The following is a 21,612-nucleotide window of genomic DNA, read 5'->3' as shown; positions in this document are numbered from 1 at the left end:
TCGGCGCAAGGGCACCTCTAAAAACGCTGACAAAGGTGTCAAGTGACAAGCGCTCACGATGCAGATGACCGTTCGTCAGTGATGACCGACAAGTCATTCAATATCGCGGCGTGTAAACTGCGCAGCAAACTTGCACGGCGCATCACCCTGTACTGCCATCGCCCTGTCTTTAGAGGTGCTCTTGAAACCAACAGTCAGCCTACGGCGAGCGCAAAACCGACCGTATATTGACCGGAACGCCTATTCCGGTCAATACGGCAAAATGGCCAGTCATAAGCCGCGTGACTTTGATTTCTCTGGCTTTGAGCCGATTCAAACAAACGTTTGTATTGGACGCTAGGAGTGGTGTAGATATAATGCGCCACCTTAGAGAGAAAGGTGGCTCATCGATTGTCCTCTTCCTGCATTGAGCAGGAATTCATGGATGCGACACCAAACCTCCAATTAGAAAAAAAACTGTTGAGCCTTGAGTAGGAGATTACCTGTGGAACGCGAATACATGGAATTCGACGTGGTCATCGTCGGTGCCGGCCCCGCGGGTCTTTCCGCCGCCTGCCGATTGAAGCAGAAGGCCGCCGAAGCCGGTAAGGAAATCAGCGTCTGCGTGGTCGAAAAAGGCTCCGAAGTCGGTGCACATATTCTTTCCGGCGCGATCTTCGAACCCCGCGCCCTGAACGAATTGTTCCCGGACTGGAAAGAACTCGGCGCACCGCTGAATACGCCGGTCAAGCGCGATGACATCTTCGTTCTCAAGAACGCCGACAGCGCGCAAAAAATCCCTGACTTCTTTGTGCCCAAGACCATGCACAACGAAGGCAACTACATCATCTCCCTGGGCAACCTGTGCCGCTGGCTGGCCCAGCAAGCCGAGAATCTGGGCGTAGAAATCTACCCTGGCTTCGCCGCCCAGGAAGCACTGTTCGACGAGAACGGCGTGGTTCGCGGAATTATCACGGGCGATCTGGGCGTTGATCGCGAAGGTCATCCGAAAGAAGGCCTGTACACCCCGGGCATGGAACTGCGTGGCAAGTACACGCTGTTCGCCGAAGGTTGCCGCGGCCATATCGGCAAGCAGCTGATCAAGCGCTTCAACCTCGACAGCGATGCCGACGCCCAGCACTACGGCATCGGCCTGAAAGAAATCTGGGAAGTCGATCCGGCCAAGCACCAGCCAGGCCTGGTAGTCCACACCGCCGGTTGGCCGCTGGACATCATGGGCACCGAGAACACCGGTGGCTCGTTCCTTTATCACCTGGAAAACAATCAGGTTGTAGTGGGTCTGATCGTCGACCTGTCCTACAGCAACACTTACTTGTCGCCATTCGACGAGTTCCAGCGCCTCAAGCATCACCCGGTGCTCAAGCAGTACCTGGAAGGCGGCAAGCGCATCAGCTACGGTGCTCGCGCCATCTCCAAGGGCGGCCTGAACTCGCTGCCGAAAATGGTCTTCAAGGGCGGCGCGCTGATCGGTTGCGACCTCGGCACCCTGAACTTCGCCAAGATCAAAGGCAGCCACACCGCGATGAAGTCCGGCATGCTCGCCGCCGAATCCGTGGCCGAGGCGCTGTTTGCTGAAAAAGACGGCACCGAAGAGCTGACCACTTACGTCGACGCCTTCAAGAAGAGCTGGCTACACGACGAACTGTTCGCCAGCCGCAACTTCGGCCCGGCGATCCACAAGTTCGGCGCCATCGTCGGCGGCGGTTTCAACTGGCTCGACCAGAACATCTTCGGCGGCAAACTGCCGTTCACCCTGCACGATAACAAGCCGGATTACGCTTGCCTGAAACTGGCGGCCGATTGCAAGAAGATCGACTACCCGAAACCGGACGGCAAGATCAGCTTCGACAAACTCAGCTCGGTGTTCATCTCCGGTACCAACCATGAAGAAGAACAGCCGTGCCACCTGAAGCTGACCGACCCGAGCATCCCGATCGCCAAGAACCTGCCGCTGTACGATGAGCCTGCTCAGCGCTACTGCCCGGCCGGCGTGTATGAAGTGGTGACCAAGGAAGACGGCGAGAAGCGCTTCCAGATCAACGCCCAGAACTGCGTTCACTGCAAGACCTGCGACATCAAGGACCCTGCACAGAACATCACCTGGGTGGCGCCGGAAGGCTCTGGCGGCCCGACTTATCCGAACATGTAAGTCGAACGGCTGAACATCAAGGCTCCCGAATGGGGGCCTTTTTGTTGTCCGTCAGGCAGCGCGCTCATCACCGGGATTGCGCTCGAAGTAGCGCTTGTACTCGCGACTGAACTGCGACGTACTTTGATACCCGACCCGATGCGCCACCTGCGCCACACCCAAACCTTCGGTGAGCAACAACTGCTGGGCCTTGAGCAAGCGCAAACGTTTCAAATACTGCACCGGCGATAACAAGGTGCTGCGTTTGAAATGCTCATGAAACGTCGACGCGCTCATGTTCGCGCAACTGGCCAGCGTCTCGACGTTCAACGGCTCGGTGTAATGCGCATGCAGATGACTGAGCGATGCCGCTACCCGAGCGAACTGACCCTGCTGCTCCACCAGCGCACGCAACACATTGGCTTGCGGACCGCGCAACGCAACGAACAATAACTCACGCGATCGTGCCTGCCCCATGATCTGGCATTCCAGCGGATCGTGCAGGCAGTGCAACAGCCGCTCTACACAACCGCGCATGTCATTGTCGAGCACAGCCGAGGTCATCGACTCGGGTGTCTGCGCAGGAATATTGCGCCCCGGCGCCAGCCCCATGGCCAACACCAACTCGCCGAGCAGTACCCGATCGATGGCGATGGAAACCCCTAGCATTGGCCCATCCGGCGCCGAAAAAGTTTCGCATTCAAAAGGTACCGGCAATGCCTGAATCAGATAGTGCCCGGCACCATATTCCAGGGTACGCGGCCCGAGGTACGCCAGTTTGCTGCCTTGGGCGATGATGACCAGGCTCGGCTCGTAAATCTGCGGACCACGGGCCACGTCGCAACTGGCCCGCAAAACCTGCACCCCTGGTAACGCCGTCGGTACGAAACCGTCGCGAATCGCCAGTGGCTCAATCAGCGAAACCAAGGTGGCATTGGCATCGAGATGACGGGTCAACAACATGGGGAGCTCTTCACAGAAAAAGTCACGAAAAAAGGGATGAAAGCATCATCGCAGGTCTGATCGCCCATTTGACCAATCAAAGAAACAAGCCGGAGGATTAGGCATGACACCCGGAGGAATCGCCATGGCCGGTGACAGGTGCGGCGCCCAGAATGTGCCACCTCACCTGTCACAGTTTTTGCGAGGTTCATCATGTACACCGCCATCGGATACGCCGCCCAGTCGGCCACCACTCCCCTCGCCCCCGTGAAATTCGAGCGCCGCAGCCCACGGGCCGACGACGTTGCGATCGATATTCTCTACTGCGGCGTTTGCCATTCCGACATCCACCAGGCACGCAACGAGTGGGGCATTGCCGTCTACCCGCTGATGCCTGGCCACGAGATCGTAGGCAAAGTTACCGCGATTGGTTCGAACGTCACCCAGCACAAAGTCGGCGATCTGGTCGGCGTCGGCTGCATGGTTGATTCCTGCCGCAGCTGCGAAGCCTGCCAGTCGAACCTTGAGCAATACTGCCTCGAAGGTCCGACCATGACGTACGCCACCCCGGACCGGGTCGATGGCAGCAACACCATGGGCGGTTACTCCGACAGCATCGTGGTCAGCGAGCACTTCGTCGTGCGCATCCCCGAAGAACTCGACCTGGCCAGCGCCGCGCCGATCCTCTGCGCCGGCATCACCACCTACTCGCCGCTCAAGCACTACGGCGTGAAAGCGGGCGATAAGGTCGGGATTCTCGGCATGGGCGGTCTCGGCCACATGGGCATCAAGTTCGCCAAGGCGATGGGCGCGGAAGTGACGCTGTTCACCCGTTCGGCGAGCAAGGCTGAAGAAGGTCGTCGCCAGGGTGCGGACCACGTGATCGTGTCCACCGATGCCGATCAGATGAAGGCTGCGGCCGGCCATTTCGACTTCCTGCTGGACACCATTCCGGTGCAGCACGATCTCAATCCCTACCTCGATACGCTGCGTTTCGACGGCGTGCACATTCTGGTCGGGCTGATCGAGCCGGTAGATCCACCGGTACACGCTGGCAAACTGGTGATGAGCCGTCGCGTGTTGGCCGGTTCGCTGATCGGTGGCATCGCCGAAACCCAGGAAGTGCTGGATTTCTGCGCCGAGCACAACATCACCTGCGACATCGAAATGCTCGACATCCGCCAGATCAACGAGGCTTACACCCGCATGATCGCCGGGGACGTGAAGTACCGCTTCGTCATCGACATGGCGACGCTGAAGGTCTAAACCTTAGCGCCAAGCTCCGCCGACAGCCGGGCTGTGACCCCTTTGATCAGGGGAATCAGCTCGGCCATTTTCTCCAGCGGCATATACGGCACGGTGCTGGCGATGCTGATGCCGGCGACGATGCGTTGGCTGGCATCGCGGATCGGCGCCGCCACGCAGCGGATCGACGGTTCATTGTCTTCCAGATCGAAGGCATAACCGCCCGCCACATACTCAACCATGCGCTGCTGAAACTGCTCCCAGGACTGTTCCGGGTGCTGCGGCCAGAACTGATTTTTCCCACCCGCCGGCAAGCTGACTTCGTACAGCCGCTGCCATTCTTCCTGCGTGTCATCGAGCATCAGCGCCTTGCCGATCCCGGTACGCGCCAACGGCATGCGATGGCCAACCCGCGAACGCATTTCCGGGCCATTGCGCCCCGGATTCTTGTGCAGGTACAGCACCTCGTCGCCTTCACGAATCGCCAAATGAATGGTGTCGCCGGTCAACGCCGACAACTCATCCAGATACGGTCCGGCCAGGGTCACCAACGGCAGCTCTTCGCGCGCCTGGAAACCCAGTTCGATCAGCTTCGGCCCCAACAGATAACCGACTTGCGGCACCACGCGCAGGTAACGCTCGTCCACCAGGCAACTGGCCAGACGATGGGTGGTGCTGCGTGTCGTGCCGATCAGCCGGGCGATTTCCTTCAGATCGCGGGCACCACTGGCCACGGCCTGAACCACACCCAAACCACGAAGCAGTGTCTGGGTGCCGGTCGGTGCGGCGTCCTTGGCGATTTTTGGGGCGTCTTCCTGCATATCCAGCCTTTACCGTTGAGCGAGTGAACGGGCGGCATTATGGTCGCCCGACGGCTGCGACTACAACTTGATACGCTCGACCTTGCCGACCAGCAAGATATAGGAAAGCGCACCAATCAACGCCAGAACCGAGATGTAGGTGATCGCCGGGGCAAACGAATCACCGGTGGCGAGGAAACCGATGACGATCGGCGTGGTAATCGCCGACAGGTTGCCGATGAAGTTGAACACCCCGCCGGTCAATCCCAGCAATCGAACTATATTGGTGCTGCAGCCAGGCCAATACCGGCGTCAGGAACGCCAGACCGACGAATTGCCCGGAAGTGTAGAGACCGATCGCCGTAGCGCGCTCGCTCTCGGGAAACCAAGCATGACGGTGGCGATCGACCATAACAGCAGCGCGACGCTGTAAAGAATCCGCGGCGGGACGCGATCCACCAGCCAGCCGCCGGAGATTTGCATCGCGGCGTAAGTCCAGCCGAATGCGGAGAAAATCAGACCGACATGAATCGGATCGATGCCCAGTTCGTTGGTCAGCGCCGGAGCGGCGATGGACAGGTTGCTGCGGTCCAGGTAGTTGATCACCACGGTGATAAACAGCAGGACCATGATGAAAAAACGCTTGCGGCTGGGCGTCACCAACGACGCCTGCCCGGTGAGGGTCTGCGGTTGCATGGTGAGTGCCTCTTTTTATGTTTATTGAGGGCGATTCAAAGACTTGCGCTGAAACCCTGTGGGGTCAGACAGAACTCACCACTCGGCAAAGCTGCCATCGGCATGGCGCCAGATCGGGTTGCGCCAACGGTGGCCGACCGCCGCGCGTTCGATGACGTATTCCTCGTTGATCTCAATCCCCAGGCCCGGGCCATTCGGGATATTCACGAAACCTTTGTCGTAGTCGAACATCCGTGGATCCTTGACGTAATCCAGCCGGTAACGCCCTCGTCGGTTTCGACTTTGAGGAAGCAAAAGCGCGGTGGAACGATGAAGGTGGTCAGTTTGGTGATTTTCATCTTTTGCTCTCTTTTTATAAGTGCAGCTCTTATAGATGCAGCGCTCGCAGCGCCAAAAAAGTCTTAGCGAAGGGCTTTCCAGGCAGCCACGTAGGCCTTGGCGTTTACGGCCACTTCCTTAGGCGTCATGCCTGGTTTGAACAACCCGGAACCCAGTCCGAACCCTTTGACGCCAGCGTCGATAAACACCTGCATGTTGTCCGGAGTGATCCCGCCGACGGGCGCCAGAATCGTTCCCGTAGGCAGCACCGCAAGCCAGGCTTTGACGACTGCCGGGCCCATCTGCTCGGCCGGGAACATCTTCAGCACGTCCGCCCCTTCGGCCAATGCGGCGAAGGCCTCAGTCGGCGTCGCCACACCTGGCGACAGGAACAACCCCGCCGCTTTCGCTGCGCGCAACACCTTGGCATCGCTGTGAGGCATGACGATCACTTGGCCCCCTGCTGCTTTCACTTGCTCGACCTGTTCCGGCGTCAACACAGTGCCCGCGCCGATCAGGCAATCGCCGGGCAAGGTACTGCGCAGGATGCGGATACTTTCGTACGGTTCAGGGGAATTAAGCGGCACTTCGATGACGCGAAATCCGGCGGCGTAAAGGACTTCGCCGATGGCTGCCGCTTCTTGCGGGCGCAGGCCACGCAAAATAGCGATCAGACCGTTTTGCGCCAATGCTTGCTTGAGCATGTCAGACCTCCAGTCAGGTTTAACGGGATGAGTGTGATGTGATCAGTCCGGCGGCAACCGCCAACTGCCACAAGCCGCGTTCGGTGGCTCGTTCGGCCAGGGTCACCCGGGCAAAACCGCAGGCGTCGAGGGCCCGGCTGTAGCGGGCACAGAGTTGGGCATTACCGATGAGGATGATCGAAGGCAGATGAACGCTGTTGCGTCGGCGCCGCTGAACACTCGCCAACGCTGACAGTTCATGGCCGATCAACAGACCGGACAAGTAATCCGGTTGGGCGGTGGCGCTGAGTTCGCCCGTCAACCCGAGGCTGCGGGCACTGAACACTGTCGACAACGGCCCGATCTCGCCATCCGTTGACAAGGCCACCTGCACGCCACGATCAAAGGCTTGGCCATCGAAGGACGCGCCCTTTTGCTGGGTACGCCCCAGAATGCTGTGTTCGCTGAGCACGGCGAAGACTTCGCCGGTCATGAAGGTATCGAAATGTACGATGCAGCCGTCGGCCACTTCCACCCACTTCGAATGACTGCCCGGCAGACCGATCAACAGATCGTTGCCCGCCTCGCCCAGCAGAGTGTGCAGAACGCCAAGCACCTGAGTTTCTTCGCCACGCATCACGTTCGGCAGGCGCGAACGCTGAATCACGCCCGGCACGATGTGCACATCGACACCGCGAAGACTGCGAACCGTTTGTAGGGAAGTTCCGAGATTGGCGACGTTCGCCGGCGTATCGCGGTAAGCCGTTTCACACCAGCCTTGTGCGCTGCCGACCATGCCGCAAGCAATCACCGGCAAGTCGGGCTGCGCGTCGAGCCAGTCACCGCAGGCCTCATCGAAGGCCAGTTCAAAACCGTCGGTACATGCCTGACCCGCAATCATTCGCGGCGTCCTGGGCAGCTGCATGATGCCCGACGACAGCGAACGCTGTTCGAGCACCTGGCCACCCGCGGCGAGTTTGTAAGCACGTAATGAGGTTGTCCCCCAATCGAGCGCGATCAATTGCGCCAGCATCGCTTCACCTGTTTTGTTTATTGGCAGTGAGTGAGCTGACTATAGACCTCCCGGAGCACAAATCTCAATATGTAATTTATCATCCCATATTTTGGGATATTGCTTTCTGGCCTCTCCTTCAGGTTTGGATGGACCACTGACTTTGCGACCATCCTCCGCGCCGTTTTGCGTTCAGTACTTAGCGATCTCTCGTAACAAATCTTTCGTAGGAACCTGCATCTCTTCCGAAAAATAGGTTTTGTAAGAATAGGCATTGATTCTAACTTTGCAGGTAATTGACGCCTGCTCGACCAATAGCGAACTAAGCACTTCGCTTTTCATCACCGCATCGTTTGTCGAACTCTTGACTTCACTAAATATTAAATCAGCCTTAAACACCTGCTCGCCACCCTGCTGAACAGTTTCAATCAACCCCTCCCCGTATTGCTGGATGCGGTGAGCCACTGAAAAATCAGTATCACCGCCCAAGGAGCAGATTAATGTCTGACTTATCTTTGATTTAAACAGATTCACCACATCTACGTTTGACGTAAAGCTAACTTGATATATACGTTTGTCTTGATAGCGCTCGACGCTGACGTAATCCAATTTAGCAATGGGTTTACCATGATTCATTGCGCATGAAGCGCACAGCATGAACATTAAACACAGGAGCAATCTAGGCACATTTTTTTCCTTTGAAGTGTTCAACTATCGACTCCATTAAAATATCCCTGGCCGACTTACCGCATTCAAGCATGGCGATGTAAATCGCCCACGCGTCGGCATGATTAACATCAACACGGCCGTTCATATTTGGACCGGATGCCATATTCCACTGCTCACCAAAATCGGCCACAAGGTCGGAAAAGTTCCAATCCTTGGCATCTGCTCTCACGTTGACCCAGTACTCTGCCTTTGGTTTGGGTTCTTGCTGATAGATACTCGAGATCCCATAGACAATTTTTCCTTCACCCACAGGATCAAGCGTGACTAAAACCGGAATTCTATACCCTCGATTACTTAACACTGCTGATAGGTGAGCACCATTCCATCCACCCAGGCTGTGACCCACTATATATACAGGTGTTGTCAGATCCGGCGCCTTGGCCATACATTGGCTGATGAGCGCGCCACCCACCTTGAAGTAAGTGGGGTTCTATGGAGCGCTTACGGTTATACGGCGTGGAAAGCGGCGTTTGACGAAGGGAAGACCGGGGCTTTCAAGATTACCGTTCGACAAGTCCTCGACGGTTTGATCAATAGTAATTGGGAAGCCAGTGACTGAGTGAGAGGCTGCTTTTTCCCGGCAAACAACCTCGCATCACCTAGGCTTGTTTTACTGTTTAGAAATAGCCTTCAACAGTTCCGCGGTCGGCACGCGCATGACCTTGGAGAAGTACGTATTGTACGTGGTGGTATGAACTCGAAACAGGCACGAAATAAAATCACGTTTCTTCAATAGCGGAATCAGGGCCTCTCCTTCCAAATAATCCTCTCCTCCTTTTCCGCTTTCTGACTCACTAAAAATGACATTCGCTCGATAGAGCAATGACGCCGGCTCAATAACTTTTTCTACCAAACCAAAACCGGAACGCTGAATATGGTGTGCTTCGGTAAAATCCAGATCATCTTCTAAAGAACAGACAAGCCCCTCACCTATTCGCGACTTGAATAACTGGAGAAGCTCCACATCGGAAGTGAAATAAATTTGGTAAAGCCCAGTACTCCGAAGTTCATTTACACTGGAGTATTCAAGCGTTGCGATAGGTCTTCCATGATTGAGAGAACAAGATGCACTCATCAAGATTGTTAAAAACAAAAAAACCTTATGCATCCAGAATCACTCCCTAAAGTAGCTCAAAATCGACTCGTTGAATATTTGCCGAGCAGACTTGCCACCAGGCAATGTCTGCACAAACATCCTGTCGGCATCGGCATGGTTGACGTCCACCCGCCCCATGACATTAGGTCCCTGTGTTACTTCCCACTGTTCACCAAAGTCCGCGACCAGATCCGACACATTCCAGTCGACCGCTGCAGCCCGAATGTTAACCCAGTAGTCAGCCTTGGGTATTGGCTCCCGTCCATAGATACTTGAGATGCCGTAGACGATTTTCCCTTCACCTACTGGATCCAGTGTAATCAGCATTTTTACTCTGAAGCCTTTGTCTGTCAGCACACTGGAAAGGTGGGCACCATTCCAACCACCGAGGCTGTGGCCAACGATGTAAATTGCGGTGGAGCAATTAGGTATTCGACTCAACACATTGCGTTCAAGATCATCATCACTAATAAACGAATTATAACTGAGCGCCCACGATGGACAGCGCTTCAAAATCTCCAACTGCTTTGCGTCGTCAACAGCAATCCGGCGCACATAATCGATATTATTATTGGGCCCTGTACCGTAATAACTCTCCTGATCGCCCGCACCACCAATAAAAAATACAACCAAGTCTCGCAAAGTAATAGGTACCTGTTTAATAGACTGGTCCGTTTTACAGGTCAATGTATGGGTTTTTACTTCTCTTTTAGGCAACTCTTGTTTCACCGCTGCAGCTTCACCAGCCATGCCAATCACTCCACAAACAATTTAATGGTCTCGGCCAAATGAGAATTGACGGTGTGAGTAAACCCGGACGCATCCGTAACGCCATGCTCTTCGCTGCCGTCACCACGCTGAATGGTGTATGGGTGATAAGGAATCGGCTCACCGGTCGCGTCATTCACCACTTGTAATCTGTCGGTGAAATGCACCGGCATCGCAAGCAACCCACTAAAGGCTGCTCCGCCTCCGCTTTGTCCGATGATAACGGTCCCGGAACCGCCGATGACTACGTTGCCGTGCCCGCCCGTGCTATCGAGGGTTGCAGCGTTGAGACCATTGATGAATACCGTACCCGAAACAGCACCGGTAATTGGGCTGCCACAGGCAGATTTGTCCGTCATGCGAGCAGCGGCCAGACCATCGAAGAAAACATCTGGCGATCCAGAAACAATCGGTTTGGTGCCATGTCCGGGTAACGGGCACGACGTAGGGTCGGTAACGCGCGCAGCAGGTTTTCCACTCAAGTCAAAGCTCCTTGCTGTTGAGTTTTAAAGCGATGGTGGCAAACATCTAGGGTGCAAAAGAAATGCACCAACAGCGTTCAACCAAACCGGATAGTCGATGGCGATCGTGACGAATGTCGAGAGATGAAGATGCCATGGCATTGCAGGTGTCATCCGTGAGCGCGCAAAGGCGCACAGGATGCCGGACTAAACCGGTGGCGACAACTGGATTCAGCGTTTGGCAAGATGTGCATCAACTCCCCTCGGCAAACTCCCGCAACACCGCCCCATCCATCCGATATCGAACCCACTCTTCCTGCGGCTGCGCGCCCAACGACTTATAAAACTCGATCGCCGGTTTGTTCCAGTCCAGCACGCTCCACTCGAAGCGTCCGCAGTCATTGGCGCAGGCGATTTTGGCGAGGTGGCGCAACAAGGTTTTGCCGGCGCCGCCGCCGCGTTGTTCGGGGGTGATGTAGAGGTCTTCGAGGTACAGGCAGTTGCTGCCCAGCCACGTGGAATAGCTGAAGAAGAACACCGCGAAGCCGATCGGCGAGCCGTCGCGCAGGCAGATCAGGCCGTGAGCGGTGGCGCCTTCGCTGAACAGGCTGCGCTCGATGTCGGCGACGCTGGCGATGACTTCGTGGCGGGCACGTTCGTAGTCGGCCAGTTCGGTGATGAACCCGAGGATCTGCGGTGCATCGCTCGGGGTCGCCGGGCGGATCTCGATCGTCATGGACGTGCCTTCGTCAAAAGTTGAAAACGCCATACTAAGTCGGCAAGCGGCGCTCGTCACACTGGAAATTCAAAGCTGATCCATGGAGCATGTGTAGCAGCTGGCGAAGCCTGCTGCTACAGGGCTATGTCGCTGCAAAAGACGTTTTCACTTAACAGGATGTTTATGAACATTGATGCTTTCGCGCCACTGCAACTCCTCGCTGCGCAACTGCTGCCCCACGCGCTGGAACCCTCGGAGGACGGTGCTCATGATCTGTCGCACTTGCAGCGGGTCTGGCACAACGTGCGAACGCTCCACGCGCAAGAAGGGGGTGATCTTGAGGTGCTGCTCGCGGCGGTGCTTTTGCACGATTGCGTGGCGGTAGAGAAGAATTCGCCGCTACGTTCTCAGGCGTCGCGGCTGGCCGCCGAGAAGGCATCAAAAGTGTTGGCGGACATGTTCTGGCCAGGCGCAAAAATCAGCGCTGTTGCCCATGCCATCGAAGCGCACAGTTTTTCCGCCAACATCGCGCCGACCACGCTCGAAGCCAAAATCATGCAGGACGCCGACCGCCTCGACTCTCTCGGCATGCTCGGCGTGGCGCGGACCTTTTACATCGCCGGACGTATGGGTAGCGCTTTGTACGACCCACAGGATCCCGAGGCGAAGGCACGGGAGTACGATGACAAACGTTTTTGCCTCGACCACTTCCAAACCAAACTGCTGCACTTGGCGGACGGATTCCAGACGACCACCGGCCAGCGTCTGGCGCAGATTCGCCACGAACGGTTGAAGGGATTCATGATGTTGTTCAAGGAAGAAATCGGCGCCTGCTGAAGGCGCCTGTTTTGCCCGTTATCAGCAAAGCGCTGCAGCAGGCCTAAACCGTTCGTCGTTCATCAGGCACCAATCCAAATCGGGGGCGGACCAACATCAAGTAGGGACTCTAATTAAATGGAGACACACCATGATGATGTCCAAATTGACCGCCCTCGCTCTCACCACCCTGTTGTCCTGCACCGCGTTTGCCGCAACCACGGCCACGGGTACTGGCCCGACCGACCCGGTCGAAAAACCCAAATCCCCAGCTATCCAAAGCGCACCCGGCATCAACACCAATGGCACGGGCGTCGACAGCAGCCTGCCTCCCTCTACGGGCACCGACCCACGGACCCAAGGCAACGACGCGGGCCGTCAAGGCGGAATGAACAGGCCAGACACCCAGACACCCGATAACGCCGACACCGGCGTCGGCTCGAAAACCACCACCGGTGGTTCGGGCTCAGAAGGCGGTGCCAGCCAGTAGTTCGCCGACGCGAGCGACCTATCCACATCCATGAAGAGGTAACCATGAACGTCGATAAAAACCTTGAGAAAGAAATCCTGACCCGTCTGCTGCATGCCCATCCAAGCGGCTTGGGCAAAGAGGTCCTGGACAATTACCGGGGGGAAAAAGTCGTGGCCAGCACCCTCGCCACGCTGCAGGATCGCGGGCTGATTCAACATGGGCATGTGTCCTGTAACGAAGCGGGTGAGCATTCCTTGAGTTTGCCGATCAAACTCAGTGCCGCAGGGGTTGAAGCGGCGCGTAAGCTGGACGTTTAAACAGCTGAGGGCCCTTTCGCGAGCAGGCTCGCTCCCACAGGGATCTGTGTACGCCGCAGATTCAATGTGGGAGCGAGCCTGTCTCCGGGCGGCGATCCGACGAAGACGTCAGATCAGGCACCAAAAGTCAGGCTGATTAAAGCATCCACCTCGGCAGTCCCCGGTGAAGTCGCCGGCCCCCATCGAGTGACCGCCAACGCAGCCGCCGCATTAGCCCGCCGCGCCGCTTCAACCGCCGACAATCCTTGCGCTAACCCGGCCACAAATACCCCGGCATGTGCATCCCCCGCACCATTGCTGTCTACCGCCTCAACCTTGAAACCCGGCACATGCTGGCGATCTCCACGCTGGCTGATCCAGCACCCTTGAGGGCCGTCACGAACCACCATCAAGACGTCGACCGGCAGATGAGCGGCCAACCGGTTCGCGGCCTCGGCAATGTCCGATGTACCGGTAAACTTCAACGCCTCGACACTGTTGCTGGTCCACAGATCAATGCGTGCCAGCAAGGCTTGCATCAACGGCTCATCCGGCGAATTCACCAGCGGACCCGGATCGAACACCACGTTGATCGCTCTCGGCAAATCCAGCACCCAATCCACCAGTGCCTGGGCTTTGCCGCCCTGCAGCAGGCTGTAGCCGCTGACGTAGACAAAGTCACCCGCCTCGGTCGGCACGCTCGCCAAGTCCTCGGCGGTCAACTCACCCTCGGCACCGATGTAGGAAATGAAACTGCGCTCGGCTGACGCTTCGGTGACCGCGACGCACAATCCCGTATCCCGCTCGGCGCGGTGAGTGATGCCGATCCGAATGCCTTCAGCGTTCATCGCTTCGCGGGCCAGGTCGCCGAAACGTCCGGTGCCATGACGGCCGAGGTAAACCACCGGCAAGCCATTGCGCTGGGCGGCAGCCATCACATTGAAGCCGCCGCCAGCCTCGAAACTGGCGGACTGCGCCAGTACATCGCCGCCCGAATGAGGCAGTTTATCCACGGCCATGACCAGGTCGATCATGACCTGGCCGGTGTGCAGCAATCTAGGCATGAGCGTTCTCGGTCATCGCGCCACGACGATCCTTCGCCCCGCCGAGTACACCATAAATCCCGCCGGCCACCAGGAACGTCACGATCCAGCCGAGGCCGTTATGACCCAGCCAGGAGTCGGACAGGAAGCCGCGGAACCAGACAGTTTGTTCGGTCGTGCCGATGGTGGTGAAGCTGAAGCCCAATACGATCGCCACCGCCCACGCACCGAAGGCGCGCCACTCAATACCGCCGTTGTACCAGTAAGCGCTGCTCGGGCTGACGTCCAGCAGGTCTTTGGGGCTGTAGTAATGACGGTGAATCAGGTCGACGACGAAGATCCCGACCCACGCCGTGATCGGCACCGCCAGCAGCGAAATGAAGGTAATGAACGGACCGTAGAAGCTGTCGGCGATCAGCATAAAATAAATCGAACCGGCGAAGATCGCGACGATATCCACCACCACCGCGTAGACGCGTTTGACCTTCAGACCGAGGGTCAGCGTGGTCAAACCGGCGGAGTACACCGAGAGGTTGTTCGACAGCAGCAACCCACCGAACGCAGTGATCAGGTACGGCACGGCCATCCAGGTCGGCAGCATGTCGCGGATTGCGATGATCGGGTCAGTGGCCGAGGCCAAGTCATTGTTACCCACCGACAGCAGGCCGCCGAGGGTGATCAGCAGCACCAGCGGAATTCCCGCACCGAACGCTGCCGAAGCCACCAGGCGCGCGGCTTTGACGCTGCGATGCTGATAGCGCGACATGTCGGCACCGGCGTTGGCCCAACCGATCCCGGTGCCAGCGGCCATGGTGCCGACGCCGATGATCATCGCACTCAACGGCGCGGGCGTTGCGTTGAACACCGCACTCCAGTCGATGGTCGCGCAGAGGAAACCGCCCACCAGCAGGTTCAGCGCACCGAACACGTAAGTCGCCCACTTCTGAATCGCAAGCAACGTGGCGTGACCGAGGCCAGAGACCGACAACGTCAGTAACACGAAAATCGCGATGAACACCAGGGTCAGCAGCGGCGCGCTTTTGGCTTCTACCGGCGAGCCGAACAGAATCGAGCACAGCGACAACAGCACGAACGCTGCAGTGGTGGTGTTGACGGTTTCCCAGCCCAGACGCGACGTCAACGAAACCAGGGTCGGCCCAATGTTGCCGCGTACACCAAAGATCGCTCGCGACAACGTCAGGCTCGGTGCGCGACCGCGGCGACCGGCAATGGAGATGATCCCGACTACCGCGAAGGAGCCGGCGGCACCCAGGATCGCGACGATGATCGCCTGCCAGATCGCCAGCCCGCGAAAGGCTACGAGGGTCGCCCCCAACGGCAGGCCGAGGATAGAAATGTTGGCCGCGAACCAGACCCAGAACAGTTGCAGCGGATGACCGTTGCACTCCGCTTCCGGCACCGGCTCGATGCCACGGGTTTCCAATTGCCCGACGCTTTGCCCGGCGGTCGATGAACTCATGTGAAAATGCTCCTGTTGCCTTTGTTGTGGTTGTGGGCAATGACGGAAGACAAAACGACATCCCGGCTGTCCTGGCCAAGTCAGTGCGATCCATTGCGGGGTTATCAAATGAAATACGCGGCGCGCCCATCGTCGGAACGCCGCCCGGAGCAAGCTCGCGATATAGGTAGTCCAGTCAACGCAGGGCGAGAAGTCCTCTCACCAAAGGTTCCAGCTCCAATGCATTCACGGCTTTGACCGTGTCGATCATCTCGACCGGCCAACTCTCAAGGCCCAGGCAGGCCCCGAGCATGGCGCCGAGAATCGCCGCGATGGTGTCAGTGTCGCCGCCAAGGCTTGCGGCCATGCACAGCGCTTCGAAAGCGTTCATTTCGCCAATGGCCACTTGCTGGGCCAAGGCAAACGAGACCACCACCGATTCCTGCGAAGCCACCGATGTGCCGATCACGTCGTACATCAAATCCGCCAGCAATGCCTTGTCGCTGTCATCACTGAGGGTCCGCGCCCAGCTGATGCGCGAGGCGATGCGTCCGCCAGCCACCCAGTAACCGTGGCTTTCAGCTTGCTGAGCGATTTGCTGGCCGAGGTTCAACGCCTCGCCCAGGTCTATGCCGTTGATACCGGCCGAGACCACCGCCGCCACTGCCGCCGCGCTGGAAATGCCCAACGTGGTGTTGTGGGTGACCTGGCAAGCCTGCACGACAGCGTTGATGAAACGCTCAGGGTTGGCAACGTCCGCCGCAATCCCCACCGGCGTGATGCGCATCGCCGCGCCATTGGTGGTGCCGTAGCGCCCCGCTTCTTCCGGCGAGTGGCCGGCGAGAATCATTTCGATAGCACGTTTGGTCGAAGGGCCGAGCAAGTCTTGCGAGCCCTTGGCCTGCATCTCGGATTCCCATTCGATCAGCCGCTGGGCGAGCATCGCCGGTTCGAGCCGGCCCTCGCCTTCAACCAACAATTGTCCGACCAGAATCGCCTGTTCGGTGTCATCGGTGATCGAGCCTTTGGGCATGTTCGCGGCGATCGGTTGATCCGGGCCGGCGTCCTCCAGATCAGTAATCTCGCCGAAGCGCACCTTGATCTCGGCACGACTCAAGGATTGGGTCGGCATGCCCAGCGCATCGCCCAGGGCCAGGCCGTAGAAAGCGCCCAAGGCACGGTTGAGCGCTGTCATTGCGAGTTTCCAAATTGCAGGTGCAGGCGAAAGTGCACCGGGTCGAGCAAGCTTTCGACCTGCTCCATGAAGCGGTTTCGACGGTCGTAGGTAGTGCGCAAGGCCTTGAGGAAAACCGTGCCGACCGGACGACCGAGCAGTTCGGCGTCTTCGGCATTCAAGGGTTCGGCGCCAATCCATTGATCGCCGCGTTCGCCGATGTAGCCATAGGCGGCCAGGGTGATGGTCAGGGAGTCATCGATCAAGCCGACCCGAGGCAGGCTTTCTAGGCCTCCGGTGGCGGGCATCAATGAGCGTTCGAGGGAGACCAGCTTGCCTTCGTTGGAACGGCGCCGCCGGTCGAGGGTGATGAATTGGTCAGTGCCGAAACGCGGCAGCAGGTCAGGACGGGTGACCGCCTCCAGCCGCAGCACTTCGGTATTGATCAGCGCCCCGCTGTCGGCCAGGGCCTGGGCCCAGCCACTACGCTGATCGAGCACTACACCGTCGAAGGTGACGATGGAGCCCACCCCGCTTTGGGTTGCGATGTAGTTGCGCCGTTTCAATTCAGCCAGGGCCTCGCGCAGCGTGCCGCGGCTGACTTTGAATTCTTGAGCCAATTGATGCTCGCCCGGCAACAGAAAGCCGTCCTCCATTAGGCCGCTTTCGATGCGCCCGATGAGTTCGTCGACCACCCGTTGTTTTTTGTCAAATCGTACCTGTCTAATCATGTACAGAGTGATAACCGAAACGGGGTTGAGCGGGCAAGGGATATTTCAGGGAGGTGGCGGGTGAACTTACGCTGATCGTTCCTATGCTCCGCTTGGGCGGCGGACACCTCGAAAGACACCGCCAGCAGCGCGCCGAGTGCCGGGACCCTTTTGTTCGATGAATTGATTGTGGCTCGCGGCGAGGATGCACTCGTGGAATTACTGGTCGGCACGGTTGTAATCGACGCCGCTGTCCACTGCCCCCTCCAATGCGTTGTAAGCCTGAAGGATGGCTTGAACCTGCTCGACGGTAGCGTGCTCGCACGCCCAGCGCACGGCCATTGGTTCGATGGTGCGGCGCAGGTCGAGCAAGTCGTCGACGAAGTTTTCCGGCAAGCCGCTGCGCGACAGCCAGCTTACGACTTGTGGATCGAAGAGGTTCCAGCGCCGCACCGGCAACACCCGCGTACCGACCTTTGGCCCGACTTCGAGCATGCCTTTGGCGAACCCAGCCAATCGACCGACAACGCATGAAAACTGCTGGACATGGATACCTCGAGGCAAGGACGGCACAAAGCCGTTCGCGATGGGTGTCCACGCCAATCATCATACGATTTGGTGTCAATTTGAATTTTTCTGTTTGACGGCGTCCAGGCGAGCAATTTGAACGAACCCCCCTATTGTGACCTACAGTTAGCCGCGACAGATCAAGCAGTCAATAGCATCTGTTCCACTAAAGTCCGCTATCGGCAGGTATAAGCATGAACATGGATACGTCTACGCGATACCCGATTATTTTGGTCCACGGCCTTTTTGGCTTCGATAAAATTGCTGGTTATCCCTACTTCTTCGAAATAAAGGAAGCTCTGGAACATGCTGGCACCACGGTGTTTGCCGTCAATATTCCAGCCGTTAACGGAAACGAGGAGCGCGGTAAAAAACTGCTAGAACACGTCAACCGTATTTTGCAGGAAACGGGAGCCGCCAAGGTCAATCTGATCGGGCACAGCCAAGGTCCACTGGCCGCACGCTACGTAGCGGCGCTACACCCGGAAAAGGTCGCATCAGTCACTTCCGTCAGCTGCCCCAATCATGGCTCCGAGATTGCCGACCAATTGCATAAGGCGCTGACGCCTGGAGAGTTGCCCGAAGCGCTCGTTTTAGCCCTGTTCAAAGCAGTCGGCACCTTCATTTCGTTGATCAGCGGCCATCCGCAAAACCCTCAGGACGCTCAAGCGGCTTTCGAATCCCTGACCAGCGCAGGATTGGCCGCTTTCAATCTCAAGTACCCGCAAGGAATACCGAAACATTGGGGTGGGGAAGGCAACGAAATTGAAAACGGCGTGTATTACTACTCTTGGAGCGGGATCGTACAAAACTTTCAAAGCCTGCAACCCCTCGATCCGTCCCACTTGAACTGTATCGTGCTGTCGAAGCTATTTTACAAAGAGAAAAACGCCAACGACGGGCTGGTTGGTCAATACAGTTCGCACCTGGGGAAAGTGATTCGCTCCGATTACCCGATGGACCATTTTGACGCAGTCAATCAGATTGCAGGGGTCGACAGCTGGAATGTGAACCCGGTCAAGCTCTACCTTGACCATGCCGCTCGGCTCAAGAGCAAGGGTTTGTAAGCCCAATGAGAGCGGCCCGCTTGATAGCGGGCCGTTTTTCAGAACACAGCAACTCAGCGAGTTAAGGCTCAAGCCCGATGGGGAAGAATTCGCCACCACTCCACACGCCTAACCAGCGCTGCCCGTCGATTTCACGGGTCACGGCCAATTCCACCAGTTGGTAAAACACGTTGCGGTGGATCAAGGCTTCTAGGTTGGTGCGCACATGCACGTAGGGTGCAGGCTCCTGCGTTACCGGGTCGATCACCACGCGCATGGGGTGTTCGGCACCGGCCTCGGCGGTCTCATCAACATTGGTGGTGAAGCGCAAGAGCTGGGCTTCGCCCTCGCCCTCCACGTCCACGGCAATCGCCACGAAGGGCGCATCGTCGACCTTGATGCCGACCTTCTCGACCGGGGTAATGAGGAAGTAATCGTCACCATCGCGGCGAATGATGGTGGAGAACAGCTTGACCATCGGCTTGCGCCCGATCGGCGTGCCCAGGTAGTACCAAGTGCCGTCACGGGCGATACGCATGTCGATGTCGCCGCAAAAGTCGGGGTTCCACAGGTGGACTGGCGGCAAGCCTTTGGTTTTGGGGATTTGCCCCAACAGATCGTTGGCTTTTTGCGGGCCACTCATGGCGTTCTCCTTTTGAACTACTGGTCGCTGAGCCCCAGCAGGCTGCGCGCGTATTGCTCCAGCGGCGGGCCCATCAGGTCTTCTGGCTTTTTGTCGTGGAACGTCAGTAAACCGCCACGACTCTTGATCCGTGCAGTATCAATCAAATACTGGGTACTGGTCTCGATCAACATGATCTGAATCACGCCGCTGTCGATACCGAGGCGATCCAGGGCTTCCTGATCGAGCCATTCGTCCGAGTTGCCGATACGGTCGTCGGACCTGGCGAACCGGGTATAGAGCAGGTAATGGGCACCGGCGGCACGGGCCTCGCCCATGGCTTGATCAAGGCCTTCCGGGGCACGGGCGCGGCGGACCATAGGGAAGTATTCGACAAAGCCATCGAAGGCGACTTCGGCTATCACGTTAGGTCGTGGGTAGACAGCACTGCCCGGCGGCACAAAGGCGCCTTGGGCGATATAGACGAAAGAGTCCGGTTGAATGCGCAGGTTATTCACACGACGACTGTCGCTATGGTCGAGCAGCCCCGCATCGCTCATGTGGTAGCGAGTCCCTTCAGCCAGATCGCTGACATTCATGCAGCCACCAAGCGCCAAAACGGCCAGCAGCAAAACCAGGCTACGCATCCTACCCTCCAGAGGCCGGTGACGGAAAACCGGCGAATGGCCATGGGATGCAGCTTCCGCGCCAGCTCGGTGTGGCAGGAATAGAGATTATCCGCCGATGATTTTCATCACAGTCGCGCCACCAGAAAATGCCACTTCCTGTTTATCACCCAAGGCTTTCACCAAGAGTCTCTGCAAGGCGGGCAATGCTTGATGACGGGGTTTGTCCAGCAGATCGCCGACATAGTGGCGGTTGCTCGAAGACAGGCAGCCATGTAGCCAGCCCGTGGACGACAGACGCAGCCGCGAGCAAGTGCGGCAGAACGGCACGCTTTCGTTGGCGATCACACCGAAGTGGCCTTGCCCCGGGATCTCGTACCGCACGGCTGTGGCGTCGACTGGCGCATCGGCCTGAAGATACTCGTGGCGCTCACCGATCAGGCTCAGCAACTGCTGAAGGCTCACGAACTGCTGCAGGAAAGCATTGGAGTCGCTGGCCAGGTGGCCCATGCGCATCAGCTCGATGAAGCGAAGCTCATAGCCGCGCTCCAGACAATAATCGAGTAGCGGCATCACTTGATCGAGGTTCTGCCCACGCAGCGGCACCATATTGACCTTGATCTTCAGGCCGGCTGCACTGGCCTGACCCATACCGTCGAGCACAGTCGCCAGATCGCCGCCACGGGCAATGCTGCGAAAAGCGCTGGCATCCAGGGTATCGAGCGAAACGTTAATGCGACGAATGCCGGCGTCCACCAGCAGTGGCAGTTTTTTCGCCAGCAGCTGACCGTTGGTAGTCAGGCTGATGTCCGCCAGGCCCATCTGCCCGACGGCGGTCATGAAGGTTTCGAGTTTGGGGCTGACCAGCGGTTCGCCACCGGTAATGCGCAAACGCTCGATGCCTGCGGCCTCGATCAGATATGCCACACCGCGTGCCATGGCCTCGGCCGACAATTCATCCTGCGCAGCCACCAAACGCTTGCCGTTGGGCACGCAGTAGGTACAAGCGTAATTACAGGCTGAAGTCAGACTGATTCGCAAATTGCGAAAACGCCTGCCTTGACGGTCAACGATCATGGATCACTCCGGCGAAAGAATATTCGGACCGCTAAAACTTGACTCACAAATCAAGTTTTAGCAATACCTAAGCCTGAGTATATTCCTGCGGTACTGCGCCATGGTGTG

General features: G+C 57.7%; 23 protein-coding genes and 4 pseudogenes. 6 read left to right on the top strand and 21 right to left on the bottom strand.

Annotated features, from left to right (window positions below):
* Positions 1-484: 484 nt before the first annotated feature.
* Positions 485-2,149, top strand: a complete 1,665-nt coding sequence (locus ACYZTU_RS09185; RefSeq protein ID WP_461969568.1) for an electron transfer flavoprotein-ubiquinone oxidoreductase — start codon at positions 485-487, stop codon at positions 2,147-2,149.
* Positions 2,150-2,200: 51 nt separating this feature from the next.
* Here ACYZTU_RS09185 and ACYZTU_RS09180 read toward each other — a convergent pair whose 3' ends face one another.
* Positions 2,201-3,091, bottom strand: a complete 891-nt coding sequence (locus tag ACYZTU_RS09180; protein WP_461969566.1) for an AraC family transcriptional regulator — start codon at positions 3,089-3,091, stop codon at positions 2,201-2,203.
* A gap of 192 nt (positions 3,092-3,283) precedes the next feature.
* Between ACYZTU_RS09180 and ACYZTU_RS09175 the strand changes: the two genes are divergently transcribed.
* A complete protein-coding gene (locus ACYZTU_RS09175) occupies positions 3,284-4,336 on the top strand; it encodes an NAD(P)-dependent alcohol dehydrogenase (protein WP_461969565.1) in 1,053 nt (350 codons plus the stop codon).
* Here ACYZTU_RS09175 and ACYZTU_RS09170 read toward each other — a convergent pair.
* The 12 genes and pseudogenes from ACYZTU_RS09170 to ACYZTU_RS09115 form a co-directional block, all read right to left on the bottom strand.
* Positions 4,333-5,136, bottom strand: a complete 804-nt coding sequence (locus tag ACYZTU_RS09170; protein WP_461969563.1) for an IclR family transcriptional regulator — start codon at positions 5,134-5,136, stop codon at positions 4,333-4,335. The two genes, ACYZTU_RS09175 and ACYZTU_RS09170, sit on opposite strands and share 4 nt — an antisense overlap.
* A gap of 60 nt (positions 5,137-5,196) precedes the next feature.
* Positions 5,197-5,394 (bottom strand): annotated as a pseudogene (locus ACYZTU_RS09165) (MFS transporter); the annotation flags it as partial.
* A 1-nt stretch (position 5,395) separates the two neighbouring features.
* A pseudogene (locus ACYZTU_RS09160) lies at positions 5,396-5,811 on the bottom strand (MFS transporter); the annotation flags it as partial.
* A 75-nt stretch (positions 5,812-5,886) separates the two neighbouring features.
* Positions 5,887-6,066, bottom strand: a pseudogene (locus tag ACYZTU_RS09155) (galactonate dehydratase); the annotation flags it as partial.
* Positions 6,067-6,212: 146 nt separating this feature from the next.
* Entirely contained in the window at positions 6,213-6,833 is a 621-nt protein-coding gene (locus ACYZTU_RS09150) for a 2-dehydro-3-deoxy-6-phosphogalactonate aldolase (RefSeq protein ID WP_461969561.1), read from the bottom strand.
* A gap of 19 nt (positions 6,834-6,852) precedes the next feature.
* Entirely contained in the window at positions 6,853-7,845 is a 993-nt protein-coding gene (locus ACYZTU_RS09145; protein WP_461969559.1) for a 2-dehydro-3-deoxygalactonokinase, read from the bottom strand.
* Between the two features lie 171 nt (positions 7,846-8,016).
* On the bottom strand, positions 8,017-8,535 hold the full coding sequence (locus ACYZTU_RS09140) for a hypothetical protein (protein WP_461969557.1): 519 nt from the start codon (positions 8,533-8,535) through the stop codon (positions 8,017-8,019).
* Complete coding sequence (locus ACYZTU_RS09135) at positions 8,504-8,938, bottom strand: alpha/beta hydrolase (RefSeq protein ID WP_461969556.1); 435 nt, start codon at positions 8,936-8,938, stop codon at positions 8,504-8,506. Before ACYZTU_RS09135 ends, ACYZTU_RS09140 begins: the two co-directional genes overlap by 32 nt.
* Positions 8,939-9,163: 225 nt before the next feature.
* Positions 9,164-9,661: a hypothetical protein gene (locus tag ACYZTU_RS09130; protein WP_461969555.1), complete on the bottom strand. Its 498-nt coding sequence runs from the start codon at positions 9,659-9,661 to the stop codon at positions 9,164-9,166.
* Positions 9,662-9,667: 6 nt separating this feature from the next.
* On the bottom strand, positions 9,668-10,399 hold the full coding sequence (locus ACYZTU_RS09125) for an alpha/beta hydrolase (protein WP_461969553.1): 732 nt from the start codon (positions 10,397-10,399) through the stop codon (positions 9,668-9,670).
* Positions 10,400-10,404: 5 nt separating this feature from the next.
* The gene (locus tag ACYZTU_RS09120) at positions 10,405-10,899 is read right to left on the bottom strand and encodes a PAAR domain-containing protein (protein ID WP_461969551.1); all 495 of its coding nucleotides are present in this window, start codon (positions 10,897-10,899) and stop codon (positions 10,405-10,407) included.
* A gap of 232 nt (positions 10,900-11,131) precedes the next feature.
* The gene (locus ACYZTU_RS09115) at positions 11,132-11,614 is read right to left on the bottom strand and encodes a GNAT family N-acetyltransferase (RefSeq protein ID WP_461969549.1); all 483 of its coding nucleotides are present in this window, start codon (positions 11,612-11,614) and stop codon (positions 11,132-11,134) included.
* Between the two features lie 165 nt (positions 11,615-11,779).
* Here ACYZTU_RS09115 and ACYZTU_RS09110 point away from each other — a divergent pair, with 165 nt between their 5' ends.
* From ACYZTU_RS09110 to ACYZTU_RS09100, 3 genes are all read left to right on the top strand, one after another.
* Entirely contained in the window at positions 11,780-12,433 is a 654-nt protein-coding gene (locus tag ACYZTU_RS09110; RefSeq protein WP_461969547.1) for an HD domain-containing protein, read from the top strand.
* Between the two features lie 130 nt (positions 12,434-12,563).
* On the top strand, positions 12,564-12,902 hold the full coding sequence (locus ACYZTU_RS09105) for a hypothetical protein (protein ID WP_461969545.1): 339 nt from the start codon (positions 12,564-12,566) through the stop codon (positions 12,900-12,902).
* A gap of 44 nt (positions 12,903-12,946) precedes the next feature.
* Positions 12,947-13,201, top strand: coding sequence for a hypothetical protein (locus tag ACYZTU_RS09100; protein WP_461969543.1), 255 nt, complete (start codon positions 12,947-12,949; stop codon positions 13,199-13,201).
* 113 nt (positions 13,202-13,314) lie between these two features.
* Here ACYZTU_RS09100 and ACYZTU_RS09095 read toward each other — a convergent pair whose 3' ends face one another.
* From ACYZTU_RS09095 to ACYZTU_RS09075, 5 genes and pseudogenes are all read right to left on the bottom strand, one after another.
* Positions 13,315-14,244: a PfkB family carbohydrate kinase gene (locus ACYZTU_RS09095; RefSeq protein WP_461969541.1), complete on the bottom strand. Its 930-nt coding sequence runs from the start codon at positions 14,242-14,244 to the stop codon at positions 13,315-13,317.
* Positions 14,237-15,703, bottom strand: coding sequence for a purine-cytosine permease family protein (locus tag ACYZTU_RS09090; RefSeq protein ID WP_461969539.1), 1,467 nt, complete (start codon positions 15,701-15,703; stop codon positions 14,237-14,239). Before ACYZTU_RS09090 ends, ACYZTU_RS09095 begins: the two co-directional genes overlap by 8 nt.
* 175 nt (positions 15,704-15,878) lie before the next feature.
* Entirely contained in the window at positions 15,879-16,877 is a 999-nt protein-coding gene (locus ACYZTU_RS09085; protein WP_461969537.1) for an ADP-ribosylglycohydrolase family protein, read from the bottom strand.
* A complete protein-coding gene (locus ACYZTU_RS09080; protein WP_461969535.1) occupies positions 16,874-17,587 on the bottom strand; it encodes a GntR family transcriptional regulator in 714 nt (237 codons plus the stop codon). Before ACYZTU_RS09080 ends, ACYZTU_RS09085 begins: the two co-directional genes overlap by 4 nt.
* A gap of 86 nt (positions 17,588-17,673) precedes the next feature.
* Positions 17,674-18,070: pseudogene (locus ACYZTU_RS09075) on the bottom strand (FadR/GntR family transcriptional regulator); the annotation flags it as partial.
* A 257-nt stretch (positions 18,071-18,327) separates the two neighbouring features.
* Here ACYZTU_RS09075 and ACYZTU_RS09070 point away from each other — a divergent pair.
* On the top strand, positions 18,328-19,200 hold the full coding sequence (locus tag ACYZTU_RS09070) for an esterase/lipase family protein (RefSeq protein WP_461969533.1): 873 nt from the start codon (positions 18,328-18,330) through the stop codon (positions 19,198-19,200).
* Between the two features lie 61 nt (positions 19,201-19,261).
* Here the strand turns inward: ACYZTU_RS09070 and ACYZTU_RS09065 are convergent, their stop codons facing one another.
* The 3 genes from ACYZTU_RS09065 to ACYZTU_RS09055 all read right to left on the bottom strand — a co-directional run bounded on the left by ACYZTU_RS09065 (position 19,262) and on the right by ACYZTU_RS09055 (position 21,504).
* Positions 19,262-19,822 (bottom strand): DUF1285 domain-containing protein, encoded by a 561-nt coding sequence (locus ACYZTU_RS09065; RefSeq protein WP_461969531.1) that lies wholly within the window; start codon positions 19,820-19,822, stop codon positions 19,262-19,264.
* A gap of 17 nt (positions 19,823-19,839) precedes the next feature.
* On the bottom strand, positions 19,840-20,448 hold the full coding sequence (locus ACYZTU_RS09060) for a DUF4823 domain-containing protein (protein WP_461969529.1): 609 nt from the start codon (positions 20,446-20,448) through the stop codon (positions 19,840-19,842).
* Positions 20,449-20,535: 87 nt separating this feature from the next.
* Entirely contained in the window at positions 20,536-21,504 is a 969-nt protein-coding gene (locus ACYZTU_RS09055) for a GTP 3',8-cyclase MoaA (RefSeq protein ID WP_461969527.1), read from the bottom strand.
* Between the last annotated feature and the right edge of the window lie 108 nt (positions 21,505-21,612).

Source organism: Pseudomonas sp. HLT2-19-2 (assembly GCF_054898005.1).
The sequence above is the reverse complement of the archived record's forward strand: the minus strand, read 5'-3'. Positions and strand labels throughout refer to the sequence as shown.